The organism is Geomonas oryzae (assembly GCF_004117875.1).
Lineage (GTDB): Bacteria > Desulfobacterota > Desulfuromonadia > Geobacterales > Geobacteraceae > Geomonas > Geomonas oryzae.
Window position 1 is genome coordinate 415,299 of sequence record NZ_RAHW01000001.1, and the last position, 20,390, is coordinate 435,688.

Here is a 20,390-nt window from a genome sequence, read left to right on the forward strand (position 1 = left end):
TTATCCGAAGCTCTTCACGAGCGACCCGATGACGAGCCCCCAGCCGTCCACCAGCACGAAGAGGAGGATCTTGAAGGGAAGCGAGATCATCACCGGCGGCAGCATCATCATACCCATCGACATGAGCACCGAGGCGACCACCATGTCCAGCACGAGGAACGGGATGAAGATGAGAAACCCGATCTGGAACGCGGTCTTCAGCTCGCTCACCATGTAGGCCGGGATCAGCGTCATGGTCGGGATGTCGTCGGCGTTACGCGGCCTCGGGAGCTTGGAGAGGCTGATGAAAAGCGCCAGGTCCTTCTCGCGCACCTGGGAGAGCATGAATTTCCTGAGCGGCGCCACGCCGCGCTTGAGCGCCTCCTCCTGGGTGATCGTGTTCGCCTTGTAGGGCTGCAGCGCCTGGGTGTTCACCTGCTGCCAGACCGGCGCCATCACGAAGAAGGTGAGAAACAGCGACAGCCCGACGATGATCTGGTTCGAGGGGGCCTGCTGCGTCCCGAGCGCCGAACGGAGAAAGGAGAGCACCACGACGATGCGTGTGAAGGAGGTGGTCATCATCAAAAGGCTTGGCGCCAGCGAGATGACCGTCATCATGAAGAAGATCTGCAGCACCACGGAGACGTCGCCCGGCTTGCTCACCTTGCCGACCCCGACGCTCACCGTGGGGAGGGAGAGGGGCTCGGCACCCGCAGTCGCGACCAGAACGAGGGAGAGGGCCGCCAGAAGAACGACCCCGAGGATCTTGTCAGCTTTCACGCACATCCACCGCTTTTCCTTAACTGTGCGAGCGGCGCCTCCCTGCGCGGGAGCACGCCCTTGAGCGCCGCCAGCTTGTCCTTGAGCCCGGCCGGTACGACCAGCCCCCCGACCCCTTCGGGGACCACCTCGATCTCCTCCAGCATCTCCACCTGCTTCAGGAGGGTGACCCCCTCGCCGCTGTTGCTAAGGAGCAGGTATTCTCCGCCCACCTCCACCAGCATGAGCGACTTCTTGGGCGCCAGGTGCTTCGTCTCCACCACCCGGATGTAACCGCCCCGGTTCCCCTGCGGCATCTTCATCAGGCGCCCGGCGAGGTAATAGAGGATCAGGATGATCCCGATCACGAGCATGAGCGAGCCCGCCATCTGGGCCAGGCTCCCGACCAGGTCGGGCCCCCCTTCGGCGTGTGCCGCCCCCGGAAGGGCCAAAAGCGCTGCGGTCACTGCGGCGAGCGTTCTCATAACACCTTGTCCACCCTTTCGTTCGGGCTCACGATGTCGAGGAGCCTGATGCCGAACTTGTCGTTCACCACCACCGCCTCGCCGCGCGCCACGAGCTTCGAGTTCACGAAGACGTCCAGCGGTTCGCCGGCCAGCTTGGTGAGCTCCACCACCGACCCCTGGTTCAGCTGCAAAACGTCCCGCACGAGGAGCTTGGTGCGCCCGAGCTCGACGGTCAGCTGCAGCGGGATATCCATGATGAAGTCCAGGTTCTTCATCTGCGGGGCTTCCTTCTGTTCGTCCAAAGCGAGTTTTTCGCTCAATCTTCACCTCCAGTCAGGGCACGCGTGATCTGTACCGCCTTGTTGCCGCCGCTTACCCCGGCAATTCCCATAAACTTCTTGGTCCCCCCCACCTTCACCACGAGCTCGTCCTTGCCGCTCGTGTCGAGCATGACCACGTCACCCGCCGAAAGGCCGGTAAGGTCGGCGAGCGATATGGTCGCCCCACCCATCTCGACCGAGATGTCCATCGGCGCTCCCATGAGTTCCTCCGAGAGGCGGTAGGACCAGAGCGGGTCCACCACCATCATGTCCATCTGCACGCCGCGCTTTAACTTGTCGCGGATCGGCTCGATGGTCAGGAACGGGATGGCGAGGATCATGTTCCCCACCGTCTCCTCGATCTGGATCTTCATGCTCATGGTGACCACCTGGTATTCGGGGGGGACGATGTTCACCAGGCGCGGGTTCATCTCCAGGCGCAGGAGGTTCATGCTCGCCGGGCAAAGCGGCGCCCATGCGCGCTCCAGGTCGGCCAGCGCATCCTTGACGATCTTCTCGACGAGGCGGAGTTCGATCGAGGTGAACAGGCGGTTCATCCCCTGCCCCGAGGTAACGCCGGAACCGCCCAGGATGCTGTCCACGATGGTGAAGACCAGGGTGCTGTCGAAGGCGATGAGGGCGGCACCCTTCAGGGGGTCCATCTTGTAGATCGCCATACAGACCGGGGAAGGAAGCACGCTCAGGAAATCCCCGAACTTGTAGGGGACCGCCTCCTCCTTCTTGATGTCCACCATCCGCCCGAGCCGGTTCGACATGGTGACCCGGTTGTAGCGGATGAAACCGTCGTAGACGATGTCAAGGTTCGGGATGGCGCGATGAGCCTCGATATCGAGCAGGTCGAACTGCTCCGCCTGAGGCCCTTCCTTGGCGAGCTCGTTTTCCGGGACCAGGGTCCCGTCGAAAACGGCCGCCACGAGGGCGTCAATCTCTTCCTTGGTGAGGAGTTTTTCCATCGATGGCACCTTTTACTGCACCACGTATTCGGTGCGGCGAACCCGCGCGGTCTTTTCCGAGTGGAGCTCGCGCTCGAGGACCAGGGTCCCGCTGAACACGGCCGCCACGAGGGCGTCGATCTCTTCCTTGGTGAGGATTTTTTCCATCGAGAGCACCTCTACTGCACGACGAAGTCGGTGAAATAGACCTTGGTTATCTTGCTGGGCGGCACCACCTTGGAAACGGCGGCGAGGATCTGTTCGCGCAGCTGGTTTTTACCCTGCAGGTCCTGGATCTCCTGCATGGTCTTGGTGGTCAGGAGGATGAGGATGGCGTCCCGAAGCGGTGCGAGCTTCGCGTCGAGCTCGGCCTTCGCCTGGGGGTTGGCCATCTCGAACTCCACCTTGATCTTCAGGTAGCGCAGTTCCTGACCGTCGTAGATGTTGACGATGAAGGGCTCCAGGGGATAGATGGTGCCGCCGACGGCACCCCCCCCCTCGCCCCCTTCCTTGGCCGGTGCTCCATGCTCCCCACCACCTTCCGCCTTCGCCTCGACCTTCGCGCCTTCGGGAGCTTTCGCCTTCTTGCCCCCTCCCATGAAAAAGGCGGCCGCCCCGCCGATGGCGAGGACCGCCACCACGGCGCCGATGATGATGAAGAGCTTCTTGTTGTTCTTTTCGGGGGTCTCTGGGGCCTTTGCCGGTTCGGCCATGCTGGGTTCTCCTTTTAAACAGCGAGAGCTGGTGTATTCGGTTTGAACACCCTTGCAACCGAGATGCCAGATCCGCGAAGCCGCGCCTGTTATGACGGCACGGGCGCGGGGCGGCACCGGCGGAACGGCTCGCAAACCCTTATGTTACGGCGCCTTGCACCATATCTCGTTGTATCGTGATGTGCCGGGGAATGAGGGGCCCCTATGCGGCGGCCGGAACAGGGTCAACTTTTTGACCGGCACGCCGTTAACCCGGGCTGCCGGTGCGGCGCACGCGGCGCAGGGAGCGCATTTCCCCGCGGCATGCGGGATACGGGAGTGGAAACGAAGGGGATAAAGCCCCGGAAAGGGCGAGCGCGCCGTCGGCGACGCGGGTGTCAGAGCTACGACGTCGGGGGCGGCTTTGACGCGGGGAAGGGATCGGGGGCGCGGCTTACCGCCGCGCCCCCGCTTTCGCTAGCGGATCAGCTGCAGGACTTCCTGCGTCATCTGGTCCGTGGTGGTGATGGTCTTGGAGTTGGCGGAGTAGGCCCTCTGCGTGACGATCATCTTGACGAACTCGCTCGCCATGTCGACGTTGCTCTGCTCGAGGGTGTTGGAAAGGATCTTCTCGCTCACGCCGTTGGCCTTGTTGGAGGCGAGGGAGAAGGCGGTGGTCGGAACGCCGGATTCCGTGGTCGCCTGGTAGAGCGAGCCACCCATCTTGGTGAGGGCGGTCGGATCGGAAGCGGTGACCAGGGCAAGGCGCTGCACGGTGGCCGCGTTGGCGGTGGTTGCAGGGACACCGACCGCCCCGGAGGTGTTGTAGTAGTTCTGGGTGATGCCGTCGGTGGCGAGGTAGGTGATGAGCCCCGAGTTGTCGACGCTGATGATCTTGCCGAAGTCGGTGGTCGGCGCGGTGCCGGAGTTCACGAACTTGATCGGGTTACCCTGGGTGTCGAGCACCTGGTAGCCGTCCGGGTTCACCAGGGTCAGGTTGTTGTCCACCTGGAAGGCGCCGGCGCGGGAGAGAAACGCGGAATTCTGGGTGCCGATGGGGAAGGTCGCGGTCGGCGGCGCCAGCGCGAAGAAGCTGTTCCCCTGGATGGAGAGGTCGGTTACGTTCTCCGAGGTCTGGGTGGAGCCTTGGCTGAACATGTTCTGCACTACCTGCATCTGCACGCCTTTACCGATCTGGGAGCCCCCGCCGACGTTCTGGGAGAGCATGTCGGAGAAGAGGGTCCTTGCCCCCTTGAAGCCGATGGTGTTGACGTTGGAGATGTTGTTGCCGATGACGTTCATCGCTTCGCCGTTCTGGATGAGACCGGTAACGCCGGTAAACAGTGCGGAAGTAACGCTCATTTTTTTGCCTCCTTGGGCTTAGGTTGTGGGACGCCTCGGTCGGTCGGTGTCCCGCGGGCTTTCCTTCTGGAGGGCCAGCCCGTTTCGTTTGTCGTGTTTAGAAAAATACTGCCGAGTCGATGTTGGTGAAAACGTTTCCTTTCATCCCCTGACGATCCATGGCGGTGACCACTGTCCGGTTTTTGACGCTTACCACTAGGGCCGCGTCCCCCATCAGGATCAGGGACTCCCTGCCACCTTTTTGCGCCACGCTGTCCACCGCCCCTTCCAACTGCTTCATGTCGGCTTCGGAGAGGGTGATGCCGCGGGATTTCAGGCGCTCCTGGGCGTGCTGCGACAGCTTTACCGGCTGCCCCGGGAGTTTCTGGTCCAGGACCTGAGCGAACGCCGTGCCGCTCCCCGCACCCTTCGCCGCGGGCTTGTTCCCGTTCGCGTTGGGTTTTACCGGTGCCTGGATCGGTTGGGGAAAGAGGATGCTGTTGTCGATCATCCTAGGCCCCCTCGGTTACCGAAGTGACGTCCGTAAGGTTCAGCTTGAGCGATCCGACGGAGAGTACCGGTGTGGTTCCGGACATGTCTACGCCGTTCACCCTGCCGCGCACCAGCCCCGTGCTGGTGACCGTGTTGCCGGTGGCATCCTTTGCCGAGACGCTGAAGCTGTAAGCGCCCGGGGTGAGCGTTGCGCCGGAGTTGTCGGTGCCGTCCCAGCTCACGCTGTTGTTCCCGATGCCCTGCGCCCCGCCGTCGATGGTCTTCACCACCTTGCCGTTGGCGTCGAGGATCGAGACGGTGACCGTCGTGGCGCTCCGCGCCAGGTTGTAGTTGACCGCGGAAGCGCTTCCCGAGGTGAGCTCCACCTGGGAGCCGGGTGCCTCCACCTCCTTGCCGATCAGGGAGACCGCCGCGAGGGTTCCCGCGTTGTTCCCCTGGGACAAGAGGCTCTGGAGGTTCGTGTTGGTGTTGTAGGCCTGCTCGACCTGGGTCAGCTGGGCCAGCTGGGAGATGAACTGCGTGCCGTCCTGCGGATTCAGGGGATCCTGGTTCTGCAGCTGGGTCACGAACAACTTCAGGAAGTCGTCCTTGTTCATCCCGGTTGCCTGTTTCATGGCGGCCGCCGCCTGCGAGGTGCTTGCCGCCGATGTTGCATCGGTAATCATGCCTTCCTCCTTTTTAGAATCTCACGTCGAGCAGGCTGTTGACCTCGGCAGTCAGATAATTGACTCGAGGTGCATCCTGGCCGTCGTACCCTGCACCCCTGGCGAACCTCTGGGGCTGCTGCTGTTTCTGGTTCCCCCTCTCCTCGTTGAGCGGCCCGTTGAAGCCGCCACCGCCGGTGGAGACGTTGAAACCGTCCATGGTGAGATTCTTGCCGGAAAGGGCCTCCTTGAGGGAGTCGAGGTTGCCGAGGAGCAGGTCCTTGACCATCCGGTTGTCGGCCTGGACTTCCACGTTCAGCCGGTTGTTCTCCATGCGGACCTGGATCTTCAACTCGCCCAGTTCCCCCGGGTTCAGCCGGATGCTCATCTGGCCGTTCCCCTTGCCGTCATGGGTCACCACCCCTTCCTTTACCTGAGCCAGTATGCTCTCGTGCAGCGGGGTCCTTGCCTGCGCCTGTTTCGCTTCGACAGGCACCGTGTCGGCGGTGTTACCCTGCGCCACTACCCCGGCGCCGAGCAAATGCCCGTTTTGCTGCTCCCCTTTTTGCTGCGCCCCGCCGCCATGGCTTTCCGAAGCCTCACGAACCGCACCAGGTTCCTGGGTCAGCTTGGTTGCCGCGGGTGTTGCACGTCCGGTGCCGGAAACCTCTTCGCCGGAGTTCTTCGCCGCGCCGGCCTGCAAAGCCTGCTCAGCGCCGCGCCCTTCCTTGCCTGCGGGGGACTCGCCGTGGCGCATCTCCCTGTGCTGCTGGGCCTTCCCCGTCGCGGAATCGGCGTCTGCTGTGGCCTGGGTCGTCTGCTGATCAGCGCCGGCAACGTTCTCCTTCTTCCCCTCGCCGTAAGCCACCTTCACCTCGGCCGCTGCCTGCTTCGCCGTCGCTTCCCGGGTCGCGCCGTCAACGGCACCGGAGGTTTCCTTGGCCGCCGTGGAAGCGTCCCCCTGTGCCGGGGCCGTCGCCTCGGTTACCGTGCCGTCGGTGACAGCGGTTGCCGCCGCCTTTGCGTTCTCCGCCGTCTGCACGGAGAGGTCGCGTACCGGCATGGCGACGAACCGCCCCTCCCCTTGCTGCCGCGCGGAGAGACGCTCTGCCGCTGCCGTCTGATCGGCGACGACCGATGTTTTGGCCGCCTCGGGAAGCTCCTTCGGCTGTGCCACTTTCCCGGACGCCTCCTGCGCCTGGGGCTTCTCGACCTGCGCCCTTTCTGTGGTGCCCGTCGGAGTTATGACCTTGGCTCCCCGCTCGTCGCGGGGAAGCTGCGCCGCATCGGCCTTCTGGCCTGTTTCGGCTCCGGTTGCCGCGCCCATGAGGGGCCGGTCTCCCGTTTTGTCCTGCTGAACCTCCTGCTTCGCTTCCTGCCCGACTGCCGGCTTCGCCGCCTGTGCTGCCTCGGGCTCCCCGGCCTGGGGACCTTTTGCCTCGACAGTCGGCTGCTGCAGGGCTTCCAGCCTGGAGAGCGCCTGAGCGCCCGCCTCGTCGGCGTTGCCCGCGCCTGTCTTTTGCTCCTGGTGTGACGCCACTTGCGCCAGCGCCACGACCAGTCCCGGGTTGGGTTCCGGGATGAGCCCCGCCGGGACGTTGTCCTGCGCCGACCGCACCAGGTCGACGGAAGTTGTGTCCTGCGCGGGTGTTGCCGCGTCCTCCGGGGTTCCCACCTTTTTGGAAGGCGCCTTTTCCGCAGGTTCTGCGGTCGCCGCGGTCGCTTCCCGCACCGCGCCGTCGGAGGTATCCTGCGCCGGACGTTGCCTTGCGGCAACGGTATCTCCCGGCTGCGCCTCCTGGGAGCCCGCTCCCTTGCGGGGGGCGGCTGGCGGCGCCGCTTCGGCCTTCGCGCCGACTTCCTTCGCGGGTTTTCCTTCCGCCGCCGGTTGCTTCGCTTCCGCTTTCCCCTGGGAGGAGGCCTGAGCCTGTTTCCCCTGGAGCATCTGCTGGAAGCCGCCGGTACCGGAGGGTGCCGCGGGTGCCGACCCGGCCGGAGCCGCCGGGAAGGCGTCTGGAATAAATGCTGCGTTTTGAACCATCATCTCGTATCACCTCCTTTTTGTTTGGCGTTACGGCGGCGTCCGCCGCCGGTCGAATCCGCCCTTGCAGGCGGTTCAATCAGTATCTTCGCCTACTTGCCGGCGAGGTTCAGCCTGGTCCATTCAAGGACCCGCGGCTGGCTTATGAAGGGGATGAGCTTGACGGCGGTCTTCTGATCCATCTGGTTCAGCATCTGGATCACCATCTTCTCGTTCAGCTTGTTGAGCAGGTTACCCGCCTCCTCCGGCTTCAACCCCTTGTAGATCTTGATCATTTTCTTGTAGCGCTCGTCGTCCTGCTTGTTCTTCGCGGTGAGCGACTCCTCGATCCCCTTCTTGGCCGCGTTCAGTTCCGCGACCCGGGCGTCGAGCTTGGCGGCAAGGCGGTTCAGCTCGGCCTCCTTCGCGTTCAGCACCGCTTCCTTCTGTGCCAGCTGCTGCCGTTTCGCCTCGAGTGCCGCGGCCTCGACGGAAGCCGCGGAGCGGGGAGGATTCTTCACCTCGGCCGCCTGCACCGAGGGCCCTTCCCCACCGCCGCTTAAAAGCGGCAGCGCGACAAGCGCGACGGCGGCGGTCCGTATCACCCCTTTCACTTGCGCCCCCTCCCCTGGACCGCGATCTCGTCCAGGAAGGCGCGTTCCCGGTTCAGTTGTTCCATCCTCAGGTCCCGCATCTTCTTCTCCTTGAAAACCTCAAGGGCCTTCTTTTCCTTCGCCGCGGCCAAAAGGGCCTCGCGCTTTTCCTGCACCGCCTTCTCGAGGACCACCAGGCTTTCCCGCAACTGCAGGATTTCCTGGCTCTTTCGTCTGGAGAAGTCGCCGTAGAGCTGCAGGTCCTTCGCCTCGATGCCGTTCATCTGGCGTTCGGCGCATTCCTTTTCCCGCTGCTCCATCATGGCCTTTTCGTTTTTCAGCCGCTCCCTGGCGCTCTCGTGCTGCTGCTTCGCCGCAGCGAGTTCCAGTTGGTGCATCTTCTCCACTTCCTTGCGGAACTTGAGCACCTGTTCGAGCCTGAATTCCTGTCCTGCCATGGTCTTTCCTCCCGCCTTCGCCAAGCTCCGCAACCGGGTGTGTTCAGCCCACCCCCTTGGCGTGTCCAGCCATTTCCTGATACTGCCGAGGGCGGCGTGTCAAAATCCCGGCACGCGGCCGGGGGCCGCAGAGCATGCTGCATAAAGCGTGCTACTGGAAGATCTTCGCGAGCGCCTCGATCGATTCCTCGAAATTGACCTCGTCGGCCACGTCCTGCTTCAGGTACGCGACCATGCGGTCCATCCGCGCCACCGCCGTGTCGATCTTCGGGTTGCTCCCCGCCTTGTAGGCGCCGATGTTGATCATGTCCTCGGCCTGACGGTAGGTCGCCAGGGTCTCCTTGAACTGCCCGGCGAGCGCCCGGTGTTCCCTCGTGGTCACGTCGCTCATGACGCGGCTCGCACTGTTCAAGAGGTCGATCGGGGGGTAGATGTTGCGGGCGGCAAGCTCTCGGGTGAGGATGATGTGCCCGTCGAGGATGCTGCGCATCGCGTCGGAGATCGGCTCGTTGAAGTCGTCCCCTTCGACGAGGACGGTATAAAGGCCGGTGATGCTCCCACCCTGGAAGTTGCCGGTCCGCTCCAGAAGCCTAGGGAGCGCGGCGAAGACGCTCGGGGTGTACCCCTTGGTGGTCGGGGGCTCGCCGATGGCAAGACCCACCTCGCGCATCGCCATGGCGAAACGGGTTGCGGAGTCCATCATGAGGAGCACCTTCTTCCCCTGCGCCTGGAAATACTCGGCGATGGTGGTCGCGATGTAGGCGCCGCGCATCCGCACCAGGGGGGGCTGATCGCTCGTCGCCACAACGACCACCGATTTTCTGAGCCCCTCCGCCTGCAGGTCCTTCTCGATGAACTCGCGCAGCTCGCGGCCGCGCTCGCCGATCAGGGCGATGACGTTGACGTCCGCCTCGGTGTAACGGGCGATCATGCCGAGAAGGGTCGACTTGCCGACGCCGGAGCCCGCCATGATGCCGACCCTCTGCCCCTCGCCGCAGGTCAAAAGCCCGTTGATGGCGCGGATGCCGAGATTCAAAGGCTTCCTGATCGGGCGGCGCTTCATCGGGTTCACCGGCAGCGCGTAGATCGGGTACTCGTCCACCGTCTCGATGGGGCCCTTGTCGTCGATGGGGTCACCCAAGCCGTCGATGACCCGCCCCAAAAGGGCAGGGCCCACCCCCAGGGCCGCCTTCTCGCGCCTGACCGAGATGACGCTGCCAAGTCCCACCCCCCTCAGCTCGCCCAGCGGCATCAGGAGCGTCTTGTTCTCGCGGAAGCCGACCACCTCGGCGGGAATCGGTGCATGCCCCTCGGAATGCACCTCGCAGACGCTCCCGACCGCGGTCTCAGGGCAGAACCCCTCGATCACGAGCCCCACCACCTGGGTCACCTTCCCGTTGAAACGCACCGGCTTGGCCGCCTCGACCACCGGCAGGTACCGTGCCAGATCAATTCCCACCGTTTTCATCCTCCCGCCGCGCGTTGCGCTCCTCGGAAAGCCGGCGCATGATCTCCTCGAGCTGCGCGTCGAAGCCGGCGTCGATGTTGCCGCGCACCGTCTCCACGACGCACGCGGCGGGCCCAAGCGTGGGGTCCTCGCGCAGAACGATCTTCTTGCGGTCCCGGCTGAGCGCCTGGAACTGGGGGGAGTAGGCCACCACCTGGTACTCCTCCGGGTTCAGCCGGACCACGATCTCCCCCTCGTCGGCGGCAAGCTCCACCGCGCCGTGCACGAGGTTCGCGATCAGCCCCGGGTCGATGGCGAGTTCGCGCATCATCACCTTGCGGGCGATCATCACCGAGAGCTTCAGGAGGTCCTCCTCCGCCTCGTGCAGGAGCTGGCCGCGCACCGCGCCGGTGGCCAAGAGGGCCTGGGCCATCGCCTCGCTCACCTTGGCGAGATCCTCCTCGGCCTGCTGCCTACCCTTCTTCATCCCTTCCGCGTGCGCCTGCTGGATCCTCCTGAGTGCCTCCTCCTCGGCTATCATCTCCGGGGGGACCTCCGGTTCCTCTTCCTCGACCGGCAGCGGTTCCTCGCCCGCGAGGGAAACCTGGCGGAACACGTCCTGCCCCGGGGGGGGGACCAGTTCGTTGCCGAGCGGCTCCAGGGTGAAGGCCTGGGACTCGAACCCCTTCCTGATGATCTTAGACGAGGACATCTTCCGCCCCGCGTCCCGCGATGACCACCTTCCCTTCCTCCTCCATCTTCCGGACGATCTTGATGATCTCGCTCTGCGCCTTCTCGACGTCGGAAAGGCGTACCGGCCCCATGACCTCCAGGTCCTCCTTGATCATCTCCGCCGCACGGCTGGAGATGTTGCGGAAGATCTTGTCCTTCACCTCGTCCGGCGAAGTCTTCATGGCGAGGGTGAGGGTGTCGTTGGAGACCTCGCGCATGATGGACTGGATGGCGCGGTCGTCCAGCTTGAAGATGTCCTCGAAGGTGAAGAGGTGCTTCCTGATCACCTCGGCCAGAGGCGGGTTCATGGTGTCGAGTTTGTCGAGGATCTTCTTCTCGCGGCTTCTGTCGAGATGCGCGAACATGTCGACCACCTTCTCGACGCCGCCCACCTTGAAGCGCTGCACGCCGCCCAGGGCGGTCAGCTCCACCCGGATCACCTCGTCGATCTCGGAGAGGATCTCGGGGGAGACCTGGTCGACCTCGGCGATCCTGATCACCACCTCGGCCTGCAGCTCCTGCGGCAGGAGTGCGATGATCTCGCTGGTCTGCTTAGGCTTCAGCTTGGCGAGCACCACGGCGATGGTCTGCGGATGCTCCTGGGAGAAGAAGTTCGCGATGGTGCGGGGGTCCATGGTGGAGAGGAGGTCGGCCATGTCGCCGATGCCGGAGGTGCGGATCTCCTGCAGCAGGGTCTCGGCGCGCAGGGGACCAAGGGCCTTCTCGAGGATCTTCTTGACGAACTCCTCCCCCTGGGAGAAGAAGCCGGTCTCGGGGTTCGTGATGTCGGTGAACTCCTCCACCACCGACGCGATCTCCTCGCGCGGCACGTGGCCCAGTTTCGACATGCTCTGGCTGATCCTCTTTATGTCGCCGTCGTCCATGTGGCCGAAGACCTTGGCGGTTGCCTCGGGGCCCAGATATAAAAGGAGTATGGCGGCCTTTTCGGCTCCGGTCATGCTGCACCTCTAGGGGTCGTGGATTTCATCTAGTCCTTGCGCGTCAGCCAGTTCTGCAGGATCTGGGCGGCCTGGTAGGGGTCCTGCTTGACCTTCTCCACCAGCTCGATCTGGGTGACCCTCATCTTCTCCTGGGCGAGCTTCTGCATCTCGAGCATGTGTGCCTGCTCGGCGTCGTCCTGGATCGGCATGAAGGAGGAGGCGGGCTTCTTCTCCACCTTGAGCATCTTCAGAAGCGGGCGGATCACGAACAGGATCAGGGCGAGGAAGCCGAGCCCGATCAGGCCGTTCTTGATCAGGGCCTGCACGATGGGGGCGTCGTACCACTGGGGCTTCTCGCCCGCGCCCTCGCCGGTCTCCTGGAACGGGATGTTGGCCACGGTCACCTGGTCGCCGCGCTCGGCGTTGAAGCCGACCGCGCTCTTCACCAGCGCATCGATCTTCTGCATCTCGTCCGGGGTGCGCGGCTGGTATTTCGGGTTAGACCCGGGCTTCGCGCCGACCGGGAGGTCGTACTTGCCGTCCACCAGCACCGCGACCGACACCTTGGAGAGCGCCCCCACCGGCTCGATGATGCGGGCCGTGGAGCGGCTCACCTCGTAGTTCAGGGTTTCGTCGGTCTTGGAGCCGCCGCCGGACTGTCCCGCGCCGCCCGGCGCGGTGCGCCCGAGGTTCGTCTGCGCTCCCGGGACGCCGGAGGCGGTGGCCGTGGTGCCCCCCTTCTCCTCGCTTCTCTGTTCGCTCCTTACCGCGGCGGACTCGGGGTCGTAACGCTCCTCGTACTTCTCGACCTGCTTGAAGTCGAAGGTCGCGGTGACGCGGGCCACGCACTTGCCGGAGCCGACCACGCGGTCCAGAAGGCTCTGCAGCTTGTCTTCCTGGGTCTTCTCGAAGTTCCTCTGGGTTTCCTGGCGCGATCCGGTCAGCTTGCTGGCGGGGTCGGAAGCGGTGTTGCCGGAGAGCATCTTGCCGCGGCTGTCCAAAACGGTCACCTGCTCGGGGTCCATCCCCTCTATGGAGGAGGCGACCAGGTGTACGATCCCCTGCACCTCGGCTTCCCTGAGGCCGCGGTTCGACTTCATCTTCAGTACGACCGAGGCGGTGGCCGGTTTCTCGGCGTCCTTGAAGAGCGTCTTCTCCGGGATGGCTAAGTGCACGCGGGCCGACTCGACCCCGGCGATCTGGGCGATGGTGCGCGAGAGCTCACCCTGCAGGGCGCGCTGGTAGTTGAGCTTCTGCACGAACTCGGTCATGCCGAAGTTCTTGCGGTCGAAGATCTCGTAGCCTACCCCGCCTCCCTGCGGGAGCCCGTCGCTCGCCATGGAGAGCCTCAGGTCGTAGACCTTGTCCGAGGGGACCATGATCGCCTTGCCGTCGTCGGTGATCTGGTACGGCACCTTCTGCTCTTTCAATTTTTTGACGATCTCGCCGGCGTCATCGCTTGTCAGGTTGGCGAAGAGCGGACGGTAGTCCGTCTTGTTCGCCACGGTGATGAGCGCCGCGAACGCGAGGAGCGAGGCGAGCGCCACACCACCCACGACGAGCCGCTTCCCGGTCGACAGAGCGAGAAAAGGTTCCAGCAATTTTTTAAGCCCTTCCGGCATGGTGTCTCCAAGTTATGCAGGTTATACCGGCATCCTCATGATCTCCTGGTACGCCTCGACCGCCTTGTTGCGCACCTGCGTCAGGAGCTGGAAGGAGATGTTCGCCTTTTCCACCGCGAGCATGACCTCGTGCAGCCCTTTCCCCTCGCCGGTCGCCATCGCCTGGATCGACTTGTCGGCGGTCGCCTGCTGCTCGTTCACCTTGGAGACCATCTCCTCGAGGAAGCTGCCGAAGCCGACGGTGGGGTTTGCCTGGGTGGCCTGCGCCTCCTTGGCGGGAAAGGCCTGCGCGAGGCCGTCTACCTTGGTGAGTGCCGAAATTTCCATTGCCATTGATTACCTCCTCGCTAGCGCAGCAGATCGAGCGTCTTGAGAGCCATGCTCTTCGCCGCGTTGGTCGCGGTGATGTTAGCCTCGTAGCTGCGGCTTGCGGTGATCATGTCCGCCATCTCCTCGACGACGTTGATGTTGGGATAAGCCACGTACCCGTTCGGGTCCGCGTCCGGGTGCCCCGGCTCGTACTGCATTCTCGGGGGGCGCTGGTCCTCGTTCACCTGGGTGACCTGGACGCTGCGGGCGTCGTTGGCGCGGGAGAGCGCCGCGCCGAATGAGCCGGCCTCCTTGAGCGGGGTGGCGGTGAAGACCGCGTCCTTGCGCCGGTACGGGCCCCCTTCCGCGGTCCTGGTGGAATTGACGTTGGCCAGGTTGGAGGAGATGAGGTTCATCCTGGTGCGCTCGGCGGCGAGGGCCGAAGCGCTGATATCCATCGAGGTGAAAAAGTCCATTATAAGGTACCCCTTATCGCCTGCTTCAACTCATCGAACTTCTTGCTGAGAAGCTGCACGCCGGCGTTGTACATGATCTGGTTCTCGGCCAGCCGCCCCATCTCGGTCTCCATCTCGACGCCGTTGCCGTCCGGGCTCATACTGCGCGTGCCGACCTCGACCACGTCCCCCTGCACCCGCTCCAGCGATGCGGCGCGCCCCTTGAGCGGGATGTGGCGCGGGTTGGTGACCCCGCTTTCCTTCACCCCCCCTTTGAGGGCGCTTTTCAGCTGGCTCTCGAAAGAGACGTCGGTTGGCGTGTAGCCGGGGGTCTCCACGTTGGCGAGGTTCGACGAGATCATCGTCTGCCGCTTGGCCCTGAGATCCAGGGTCTTCCCCAGAAGTTCAACGGTCGTCCCGAATATTCCTTGTACTGGCATGTGCTTCCTCCTTGTCGCCAAGCTGCAGCAGCAAAAGCCGTACCAGCGCGACAGGTCCCTGTTATCGGCAGCTTGCACGCGCCGACGACAGCAAAGTCATATTTCTGACAGCGTCAGGGGAGTTGCCCGGCGATCTTCATGCGCCAGTTGAGGTCGTTCAGCGCCTCGCCGGCCAGCTTGCCCCAGGTCCCCCCCGTGGCGGTCGCCTTCTCCCAGCTTCCCTTCGCCTCGCGCACCGCCCCGAGCTTCAGTTGCAGCTCGCCTGCCTTGAACAGGAACTGCCCCGCCATCTCGCCGCCGGCGACGCTTGCGCCGACCTGGCAGGCCGCGAGGGCGTGCGGGTAATCCTTCACCTCGGCGAGCTCGACGGCGAGGTTGTAGTAGGCGTCCGGGAGGAGGGGATTGCCGCTTTTCGCGCTCGTCGTGAAACGGACCAGGCTGCGCACCGCGCCGCCGTGATCTTTGGCGGCCTGGAGCGCCTTGCCGAGGTAGTACTCGCTGTCGGGGAGAGCGGCCTTGGCCTTGGGTGCCTTCAGGAAGGCGAGCTGCGCCGCCGCCCCGGGGAGGTCCCCCTTCTCGAAGGCGAGCCGCCCGAGCTGCTCCCGCACCCTGCCGAGGTTGGGGTCGCGCGGGTAGCGCCCGAGGAAGTCGCGCGCCGTCGCCTCGGCCAGCGGTGCGTTCCCCAAGACGACCGCGTCGTCCACCATGCGCGAAAGCATGAAGGGGGCGCTCGAAGCAGCCCAGTTCTTGCCGTCCAGGTAGTTGAAGAGCTCGAGCTCCTGCGCCGTCTTCCCGGTCTTCTCGAAGGCCTGGGAGAGCCGCGGCGCGAAGCCCGCGTCGCCGAAGCAGCGTGAGAGGTACTCGCGGTTGTCCATGGCGAGGCGCACGAGCCCCTCGTCGTTGCCGGCCGCGGCGGTCTCCTGGTAGACGGGGAACAGGATCTCCTCGCGCATCTTGCTGAGGACGGTGGAGAAGATGCCGCGCGGGTAGCGCCGGTTGTAGGTCACCGCCGCTTCGAGCGCATCCTTCGGGGGGGCGTAGAGCGCGAGCAGCAGCGACATCTTGAAGAGCGCCTCGTCACGGGAGGAGGGGTCGCCGGGCTCGCCGTAAATCGCCTGGTACCTGGCGAGGAGCTGCCGGTAGCGGTCCCGCGAGATGGAGAAGAGCGCGCGGTCGGCAAGCTTCAGGCGCGCCCTCCCCGCGGCGGCGCTCCCATCGGCGTACATGACCACGCTGCGGTACATGGCAAGGGCGGCCTCCTTCTGCCCGTTGCGCTCGATCAGGTCGGCGAGCCGGTTCAAAAGCTCGGCCTGGTACGGGGTGCCGACGTAGCGGTCCATGAGGCGCAGCAGCATCCTCCTGGCGCCGGGGAAGTCGCCGGTGCGCGCGAGGGCGTCGGAGTAAGGCTGCATCAGCTCGGGTGCCTGGTTCAGGTACCCGGGCCAGAGGGTTTCGGCATTGCGGAAGGAGGCGAGCGCCTCCTGGTGTCGTCCCAGCTTCTCGTACGCCTCGCCCGAACGGAAAGAGGCGAGCGCCTTCACGCGATCCCCCTTCTTGTCGAACATGGCGAAGACGTTCACCGCCTCCTCGGCGCGGTCCCGGTACAAAAGGCTTTCCCCCTGTTGAAACAAAAGCGCCTCACCCTCGGGGAGGAGCTCTTTCAGGAGCTTCCCGTCCGTAGGCGAGAAGGGAACCCCGCCCGGCTCGGCATCGAAATCGCGCACGAAGCGCTCGGTGCCGGAGAGGATCGGCTCGCGCCCCGGTGCTATGTCCACCCGGCTCACGCGCGTCATCGCCGGTCCGATGTCGATGGAAAGGACGCTCGGGTTGGCGCAGGAGATCGCTTGCGCCGAGGCATCGGCCACGCGCACCGGGACCGAGACGTTCAGTACGCCGCGCGTCTCGGAGGCGTTGACCCCCGCGATCATACGGTCGTTCAGGTTGCGCAGCTTTTTGAAGCTCGGGGCGTCGGCATCGCGCACCTCGAGCCGTACCCGCCCGGGGAGGACGCGCAGCGTGTAATCCGGCGGAGAGAGGAAAGAGAGGCTGACCCTGGTGAACCCTTGGTGGGGATATACGGCGACGCGCAGCAGTCGATTTTGCTGCTGTGCGAAGGCGCCCGTCGGGAGCGCGCAGGCGAAGAGCGTCGTGACGAGCCCCAGGAGGAGCCACGGTCTGGTTTTGCGCGGAAAGCGGATCATGGGAGAGTGCATGGCAAAAGGCATGCCGTAGCGGCGCGGGATGCGCCGTCACGCCAAGCTACCGATACTGCGGGGTTTTATCCGGGGAGATTTTTCCGGCGGCGCCGAAAGAGGGGCCGGCGCGCCGCGCCAGTCAAAAAAACTGCGGCGGGGGATGTTTTTTTGACTCGTGCGTCAGTGCAGGAATTTCGCCACTTTCTCGGTGAGCTCGTGCGGCTCGAAGGGGGGCATCACCACACCCTTCACCCCCGCCTTGAGCGCTTTGAGGACCGCGGTCCGGGTCCATTCGTGGGCGCAAAGGAGCACGGCGCCGCCGCTTCGATCTACGAGCGGCACCACCCGCTTGCAGATGGCGAGGTCGCGGTCGGTGGTGTTTTTGAGCGAGATGAAGGCGACCCTCACCTCCCCTTGGGCAAAGAGCCCCGGGAGATCGGCCCCGAGTGGGGCGTCGATGAGGTTCATGCCGCTGTCGGCAAGCCCCTCCACCAGCTCCCGGCGCGCGTCGTCGTCGCCCAGCACCAGGATGGAGGCCGCAGGAGCCTCCTCCTCGACCTCCGCCTCGACCTCGGGCGCGGCCGCTTCGACCGCCGCCTCTTCCGGCTGGGGATCGAACAGGTTCGCCAGCGGGTGCGGGATCAGGATGTCCACCATGTTCATCTCGTGCCCCTCGATCTGCAGGGGGGCACGGTACATCAGGTATTCTCCGTCCGGGAAGGGGACGTCGTCGGTGAGGGGGTCGGTCCCCGGCACGTACTTCTGCGGCGGAAGGAGCTTCAGGTGCACCTTGTCGGGGAGGTTCGGCTGGAACACCGAGTTGAAGGAGCCGATGATCTGGTTGGCGATCTCGCCGAAGGCGTCCACGTCGTCCGGCTCCTGGATGGAAAGCCTGCGTTTCTCCTGGATCCTGGGCCCCGGGATCCCCAGGAGGATGGAGCTCATCACGATGGTGTCGCCAAGCGAAAAGAGGAGGTAGAAGAAGCCCGGATACGCCTCGCGCGACTCCACCCCGACCACGTAGATCGGGTTGTCCTCGTCACCCAGGTAGCTCTTGCGGTTGGTGTTGAGGACATCGGAAGCCGCCACGGACATGGCCTGGCCCAGGAGCATGCCGCTCTCCTCGCCCGCCTGCTTCATCGCGGCATCCAGCATCGATTGTAGTTTTTCGAATCCGGCCATTTGAATCTACCGCCTAGACTTCCTTCCTGAGTTTGAGCCCGACAAGGAACCGGTCACCCTCGTTGGTGAAGGGGATGATGACGCAGTCGCTGTCGGCCATCGAGTTGACCGTGTAGTCCTCTCCCGAGATCACCGTCGGGATGGAGAGGTTGATGTCGAGCCCCCCCTTGGAGAGGATCTGCTTCACGTAGCCGCCGAGCATGTTGGCGATCTCGCCCAGGGCGTCGTTCACGTCCTCGCCCACCTCGTCCACGTCCATGCCGAGCATGTTCGAGGTGATCCTGAGTGCCAGGTGCTGCGGGCAGTGGATCGAGAGGATGCCGGTGTAGGTCCCTGCCAGGCCGACCATGCCGGTGACCGAGCAGTGGAAGGAGGTGACGGGCTCCTTCAGGGGATAACTATCCTCGAGGGCCATCATCACCATGGTTTCGAACACCTCTTTGGTGGCGTTGATGACGTAAGTGGCCAGGTCCGCCTCCTGCAGGTGTGTCGCGGTAGCGATTTCCTGGTTGAGGGACATCATAAGAGTCCTCCGAGCTTCTCGTTCAACTGGTCCGGTGTGAACGGCTTTTTGATGCTGTCGCTGGCGCCGTTGCTGATCGCTTCCTTGAGGATGTCCTCGCCACCCTCGGTGGTGATCATGACGATCGGGGTGTTCACTCCCTTGCCCCGGACGCACTTGATGAATTCGAGCCCGTCCATGTTCGGCATGTTGATGTCGGACAGGATCAGGTCGATGGTTTTGCCTTCCATGGCGGAGAGTGCCTCGATGCCGTCGCCGGCCTCGTAGATGTCGTCTACCGGAAGCCCCGCCTGGCGCAGGCTGCGGGAAATGATCTTTCTCATGGTCGAGGAATCGTCCACTATCAATACGTTGCCCATGCTGTTATCCTCCTTGGCTGTTATCTATGCGCGCACACGGCGGCTTTATTTTGCTGCTGCGGTTGGCCCGCATGGCCTTTCATTTGCGGCCGATGAGTGCCTAATCGGCCGTCATCGCTGGAAACTTTAACCTTTAAATTGGCGCCTGAAGGTGGTGCGCTCCCCCTTGAGCGGCAACAAGACGGTGAAGCGGCTCCCTTTGCCGGCGGTGCTCTCGACGCGGATGCTGCCGCCGTGCGCCTCGACGATCGCCTTGCTGATGGTGAGGCCAAGGCCGGTCCCCTTGAAGCCGCGGGCCGCCGAGGAGCGGAAGTACTTGTTGAAGACGCGGGAGACCTCGTTTTCCGGGATGCCGATGCCGGTGTCGGCGACCTCCACGAGCAGGCGGTCCTCCTCGACCGTTGTGCTGACGCTGATGGTGCCGCGGCGCGGGGTGAACTTCACCGCGTTGCCGATCAGGTTGGCGAAGACCCTGGTGATCTGCTTCGCGTCAAGATCGAGTGTCGGGATTCCGTCGCAGAGGTCGCTCAGGAAGTAGGAACCGTGCACCGCCGCCTCCTGTTCCCCGTCGCGGCAGCATCCTTCGAGGAGGGCCCGGGTGTCGGTCGGTTGGCGGTCTATCTGCAAAAGCCCCGCCTCAAGGCGGTAGGCGTCCAGGACGTCGTCGATCATGGAAAGCATCTTCGCGGCGCTCTTGTCCATCTCCTTCACGAACAGGTGCAGCGAGGGGTCCATCTTGGTGGGCATCTCCCCGATGAGCGCCTGCATGTACCCCATGATCACGGTGAGCGGCGACTTGAGGTCGTGGGTCATCATCGCCACGAACTCCTCGCGCTGGCGCTTCTCCTTCTTGTCCGCGCTGATATCGCGCAGTTGGAATAGTTCGCCCTGGGTGTCGCCCGGAAGCTTCGAAGAGCGGACCTGGATCACGGCGCCGTCGATGCTCACCTCCGCCGGTTCGTCCTGGACGTTCTCGCTGAGCACGCGGTAGACCGGCGTCCGAAGCGGCAGCATGTCCACCCTTTTGCCGACGACCTCGGCGCGGCCGATGTGAAGGATCTCCTCCGCCCGACGGTTCATGAGCAGCACGTGGCCGCCGGCGTCCAGGTAGACCACCCCCGAATCGATCTCCTCAAGCAGGGACGCGGTTATGTTTTCAAGTTGCTCCTGCATGCTACCTCCACCATGGGCCTAGGCCCTGCTTGGGCTTATCGGAACCTGTCTGCATACCTTGAGCCAAAAGGACCGCAAAAGTTTACCAGAATTTGAAAGGGAGGGGCCGCGCAGAAAGTCCGACTGGTCCGACTGGTCCGACTGGTCCGACTGGTCCGACTGGTCCGACTGGCAGTGCTGGCAGTGCTGGCAGGTGCTGGAGCGGGTGCGGGCGGTAGGGGTGGGGCTGGTGGCAGCTAAGCCGTAGCTGCCGAAGGCGTCCCTTCCCCCGCC

The 20,390-nt window shown here is 64.2% G+C and carries 25 protein-coding genes; 1 reads left to right on the forward strand and 24 read right to left on the reverse strand.

Features of this window, described 5'->3' with window-relative positions:
• The 24 genes from fliP to D6Z24_RS01965 all read right to left on the reverse strand — a co-directional run bounded on the left by fliP (nt 1) and on the right by D6Z24_RS01965 (nt 20,117).
• Entirely contained in the window at nt 1–759 is a 759-nt protein-coding gene (gene fliP, locus D6Z24_RS01855; RefSeq protein WP_281276074.1) for a flagellar type III secretion system pore protein FliP, read from the reverse strand.
• A complete protein-coding gene (fliO, locus tag D6Z24_RS01860; RefSeq protein ID WP_129124839.1) occupies nt 756–1,223 on the reverse strand; it encodes a flagellar biosynthetic protein FliO in 468 nt (155 codons plus the stop codon). Before fliO ends, fliP begins: the two co-directional genes overlap by 4 nt.
• Complete coding sequence (fliN, locus tag D6Z24_RS01865; protein WP_129125402.1) at nt 1,220–1,480, reverse strand: flagellar motor switch protein FliN; 261 nt, start codon at nt 1,478–1,480, stop codon at nt 1,220–1,222. The genes fliO and fliN overlap by 4 nt, the downstream gene beginning before the upstream one ends.
• A gap of 41 nt (nt 1,481–1,521) precedes the next feature.
• Nucleotides 1,522–2,499: a flagellar motor switch protein FliM gene (fliM, locus tag D6Z24_RS01870; protein ID WP_129124840.1), complete on the reverse strand. Its 978-nt coding sequence runs from the start codon at nt 2,497–2,499 to the stop codon at nt 1,522–1,524.
• Nucleotides 2,500–2,511: 12 nt separating this feature from the next.
• Nucleotides 2,512–2,646: a hypothetical protein gene (locus tag D6Z24_RS21910; RefSeq protein WP_281275004.1), complete on the reverse strand. Its 135-nt coding sequence runs from the start codon at nt 2,644–2,646 to the stop codon at nt 2,512–2,514.
• Between the two features lie 11 nt (nt 2,647–2,657).
• A complete protein-coding gene (locus tag D6Z24_RS01875; RefSeq protein ID WP_129124841.1) occupies nt 2,658–3,191 on the reverse strand; it encodes a flagellar basal body-associated FliL family protein in 534 nt (177 codons plus the stop codon).
• A gap of 456 nt (nt 3,192–3,647) precedes the next feature.
• A complete protein-coding gene (locus tag D6Z24_RS01880) occupies nt 3,648–4,532 on the reverse strand; it encodes a flagellar hook-basal body protein (protein ID WP_129124842.1) in 885 nt (294 codons plus the stop codon).
• A 97-nt stretch (nt 4,533–4,629) separates the two neighbouring features.
• The gene (locus tag D6Z24_RS01885; protein ID WP_129124843.1) at nt 4,630–5,022 is read right to left on the reverse strand and encodes a TIGR02530 family flagellar biosynthesis protein; all 393 of its coding nucleotides are present in this window, start codon (nt 5,020–5,022) and stop codon (nt 4,630–4,632) included.
• Nucleotide 5,023: 1 nt separating this feature from the next.
• Nucleotides 5,024–5,689, reverse strand: a complete 666-nt coding sequence (locus tag D6Z24_RS01890; RefSeq protein WP_129124844.1) for a flagellar hook assembly protein FlgD — start codon at nt 5,687–5,689, stop codon at nt 5,024–5,026.
• Nucleotides 5,690–5,702: 13 nt separating this feature from the next.
• The gene (locus D6Z24_RS01895; RefSeq protein WP_129124845.1) at nt 5,703–7,712 is read right to left on the reverse strand and encodes a flagellar hook-length control protein FliK; all 2,010 of its coding nucleotides are present in this window, start codon (nt 7,710–7,712) and stop codon (nt 5,703–5,705) included.
• 89 nt (nt 7,713–7,801) lie between these two features.
• Entirely contained in the window at nt 7,802–8,302 is a 501-nt protein-coding gene (locus D6Z24_RS01900) for a MotE family protein (RefSeq protein ID WP_129124846.1), read from the reverse strand.
• On the reverse strand, nt 8,299–8,739 hold the full coding sequence (gene fliJ, locus D6Z24_RS01905; RefSeq protein ID WP_129124847.1) for a flagellar export protein FliJ: 441 nt from the start codon (nt 8,737–8,739) through the stop codon (nt 8,299–8,301). The genes D6Z24_RS01900 and fliJ overlap by 4 nt, the downstream gene beginning before the upstream one ends.
• 151 nt (nt 8,740–8,890) lie before the next feature.
• Nucleotides 8,891–10,198 carry a flagellar protein export ATPase FliI gene (fliI, locus tag D6Z24_RS01910; protein WP_246014533.1) on the reverse strand — a complete coding sequence of 436 codons (1,308 nt, stop codon included), beginning with the start codon at nt 10,196–10,198 and terminating at the stop codon, nt 8,891–8,893.
• Nucleotides 10,188–10,898 carry a FliH/SctL family protein gene (locus D6Z24_RS01915; protein WP_129124849.1) on the reverse strand — a complete coding sequence of 237 codons (711 nt, stop codon included), beginning with the start codon at nt 10,896–10,898 and terminating at the stop codon, nt 10,188–10,190. Before D6Z24_RS01915 ends, fliI begins: the two co-directional genes overlap by 11 nt.
• Nucleotides 10,885–11,877, reverse strand: a complete 993-nt coding sequence (gene fliG, locus D6Z24_RS01920; protein ID WP_129124850.1) for a flagellar motor switch protein FliG — start codon at nt 11,875–11,877, stop codon at nt 10,885–10,887. The genes D6Z24_RS01915 and fliG overlap by 14 nt, the downstream gene beginning before the upstream one ends.
• 29 nt (nt 11,878–11,906) lie before the next feature.
• On the reverse strand, nt 11,907–13,481 hold the full coding sequence (gene fliF / locus D6Z24_RS01925) for a flagellar basal-body MS-ring/collar protein FliF (RefSeq protein ID WP_129124851.1): 1,575 nt from the start codon (nt 13,479–13,481) through the stop codon (nt 11,907–11,909).
• A gap of 21 nt (nt 13,482–13,502) precedes the next feature.
• Entirely contained in the window at nt 13,503–13,808 is a 306-nt protein-coding gene (gene fliE, locus D6Z24_RS01930) for a flagellar hook-basal body complex protein FliE (RefSeq protein WP_129125403.1), read from the reverse strand.
• A gap of 20 nt (nt 13,809–13,828) precedes the next feature.
• Nucleotides 13,829–14,266: a flagellar basal body rod protein FlgC gene (gene flgC, locus D6Z24_RS01935; protein ID WP_129124852.1), complete on the reverse strand. Its 438-nt coding sequence runs from the start codon at nt 14,264–14,266 to the stop codon at nt 13,829–13,831.
• On the reverse strand, nt 14,266–14,685 hold the full coding sequence (gene flgB, locus D6Z24_RS01940) for a flagellar basal body rod protein FlgB (RefSeq protein WP_129124853.1): 420 nt from the start codon (nt 14,683–14,685) through the stop codon (nt 14,266–14,268). Before flgB ends, flgC begins: the two co-directional genes overlap by 1 nt.
• A gap of 113 nt (nt 14,686–14,798) precedes the next feature.
• Nucleotides 14,799–16,886 (reverse strand): tetratricopeptide repeat protein, encoded by a 2,088-nt coding sequence (locus tag D6Z24_RS01945; RefSeq protein WP_246014534.1) that lies wholly within the window; start codon nt 16,884–16,886, stop codon nt 14,799–14,801.
• A 174-nt stretch (nt 16,887–17,060) separates the two neighbouring features.
• Nucleotides 17,061–18,062 carry a response regulator gene (locus D6Z24_RS01950; protein ID WP_129124855.1) on the reverse strand — a complete coding sequence of 334 codons (1,002 nt, stop codon included), beginning with the start codon at nt 18,060–18,062 and terminating at the stop codon, nt 17,061–17,063.
• Between the two features lie 13 nt (nt 18,063–18,075).
• Nucleotides 18,076–18,585: a chemotaxis protein CheX gene (locus D6Z24_RS01955; RefSeq protein WP_407925344.1), complete on the reverse strand. Its 510-nt coding sequence runs from the start codon at nt 18,583–18,585 to the stop codon at nt 18,076–18,078.
• A complete protein-coding gene (locus tag D6Z24_RS01960; RefSeq protein WP_129124856.1) occupies nt 18,582–18,944 on the reverse strand; it encodes a response regulator in 363 nt (120 codons plus the stop codon). The genes D6Z24_RS01955 and D6Z24_RS01960 overlap by 4 nt, the downstream gene beginning before the upstream one ends.
• 126 nt (nt 18,945–19,070) lie before the next feature.
• The gene (locus D6Z24_RS01965) at nt 19,071–20,117 is read right to left on the reverse strand and encodes a sensor histidine kinase (protein WP_129124857.1); all 1,047 of its coding nucleotides are present in this window, start codon (nt 20,115–20,117) and stop codon (nt 19,071–19,073) included.
• A gap of 58 nt (nt 20,118–20,175) precedes the next feature.
• Between D6Z24_RS01965 and D6Z24_RS21480 the strand changes: the two genes are divergently transcribed.
• Nucleotides 20,176–20,364 (forward strand): hypothetical protein, encoded by a 189-nt coding sequence (locus D6Z24_RS21480; RefSeq protein WP_162605049.1) that lies wholly within the window; start codon nt 20,176–20,178, stop codon nt 20,362–20,364.
• Nucleotides 20,365–20,390: the final 26 nt, after the last annotated feature.

Coding starts and splice junctions, on each gene's coding strand:
- fliO (WP_129124839.1), bottom strand. CDS start 1,223: ATGAGAACGCTCGCCGCAGTGACCGCAGCGCTTTTGGCCCTTCCGGGG.
- D6Z24_RS01960 (WP_129124856.1), bottom strand. CDS start 18,944: ATGGGCAACGTATTGATAGTGGACGATTCCTCGACCATGAGAAAGATC.
- fliM (WP_129124840.1), bottom strand. CDS start 2,499: ATGGAAAAACTCCTCACCAAGGAAGAGATTGACGCCCTCGTGGCGGCC.
- fliF (WP_129124851.1), bottom strand. CDS start 13,481: ATGCCGGAAGGGCTTAAAAAATTGCTGGAACCTTTTCTCGCTCTGTCG.
- D6Z24_RS01915 (WP_129124849.1), bottom strand. CDS start 10,898: ATGTCCTCGTCTAAGATCATCAGGAAGGGGTTCGAGTCCCAGGCCTTC.
- D6Z24_RS01880 (WP_129124842.1), bottom strand. CDS start 4,532: ATGAGCGTTACTTCCGCACTGTTTACCGGCGTTACCGGTCTCATCCAG.
- flgB (WP_129124853.1), bottom strand. CDS start 14,685: ATGCCAGTACAAGGAATATTCGGGACGACCGTTGAACTTCTGGGGAAG.
- D6Z24_RS01965 (WP_129124857.1), bottom strand. CDS start 20,117: ATGCAGGAGCAACTTGAAAACATAACCGCGTCCCTGCTTGAGGAGATC.
- D6Z24_RS01950 (WP_129124855.1), bottom strand. CDS start 18,062: ATGGCCGGATTCGAAAAACTACAATCGATGCTGGATGCCGCGATGAAG.
- D6Z24_RS01955 (WP_407925344.1), bottom strand. CDS start 18,585: ATGATGTCCCTCAACCAGGAAATCGCTACCGCGACACACCTGCAGGAG.
- fliE (WP_129125403.1), bottom strand. CDS start 13,808: ATGGAAATTTCGGCACTCACCAAGGTAGACGGCCTCGCGCAGGCCTTT.
- fliG (WP_129124850.1), bottom strand. CDS start 11,877: ATGACCGGAGCCGAAAAGGCCGCCATACTCCTTTTATATCTGGGCCCC.
- D6Z24_RS01895 (WP_129124845.1), bottom strand. CDS start 7,712: ATGATGGTTCAAAACGCAGCATTTATTCCAGACGCCTTCCCGGCGGCT.
- flgC (WP_129124852.1), bottom strand. CDS start 14,266: ATGGACTTTTTCACCTCGATGGATATCAGCGCTTCGGCCCTCGCCGCC.
- D6Z24_RS01885 (WP_129124843.1), bottom strand. CDS start 5,022: ATGATCGACAACAGCATCCTCTTTCCCCAACCGATCCAGGCACCGGTA.
- D6Z24_RS01875 (WP_129124841.1), bottom strand. CDS start 3,191: ATGGCCGAACCGGCAAAGGCCCCAGAGACCCCCGAAAAGAACAACAAG.
- D6Z24_RS21910 (WP_281275004.1), bottom strand. CDS start 2,646: ATGGAAAAAATCCTCACCAAGGAAGAGATCGACGCCCTCGTGGCGGCC.
- D6Z24_RS01945 (WP_246014534.1), bottom strand. CDS start 16,886: ATGATCCGCTTTCCGCGCAAAACCAGACCGTGGCTCCTCCTGGGGCTC.
- fliJ (WP_129124847.1), bottom strand. CDS start 8,739: ATGGCAGGACAGGAATTCAGGCTCGAACAGGTGCTCAAGTTCCGCAAG.
- D6Z24_RS01890 (WP_129124844.1), bottom strand. CDS start 5,689: ATGATTACCGATGCAACATCGGCGGCAAGCACCTCGCAGGCGGCGGCC.
- fliN (WP_129125402.1), bottom strand. CDS start 1,480: ATGAAGAACCTGGACTTCATCATGGATATCCCGCTGCAGCTGACCGTC.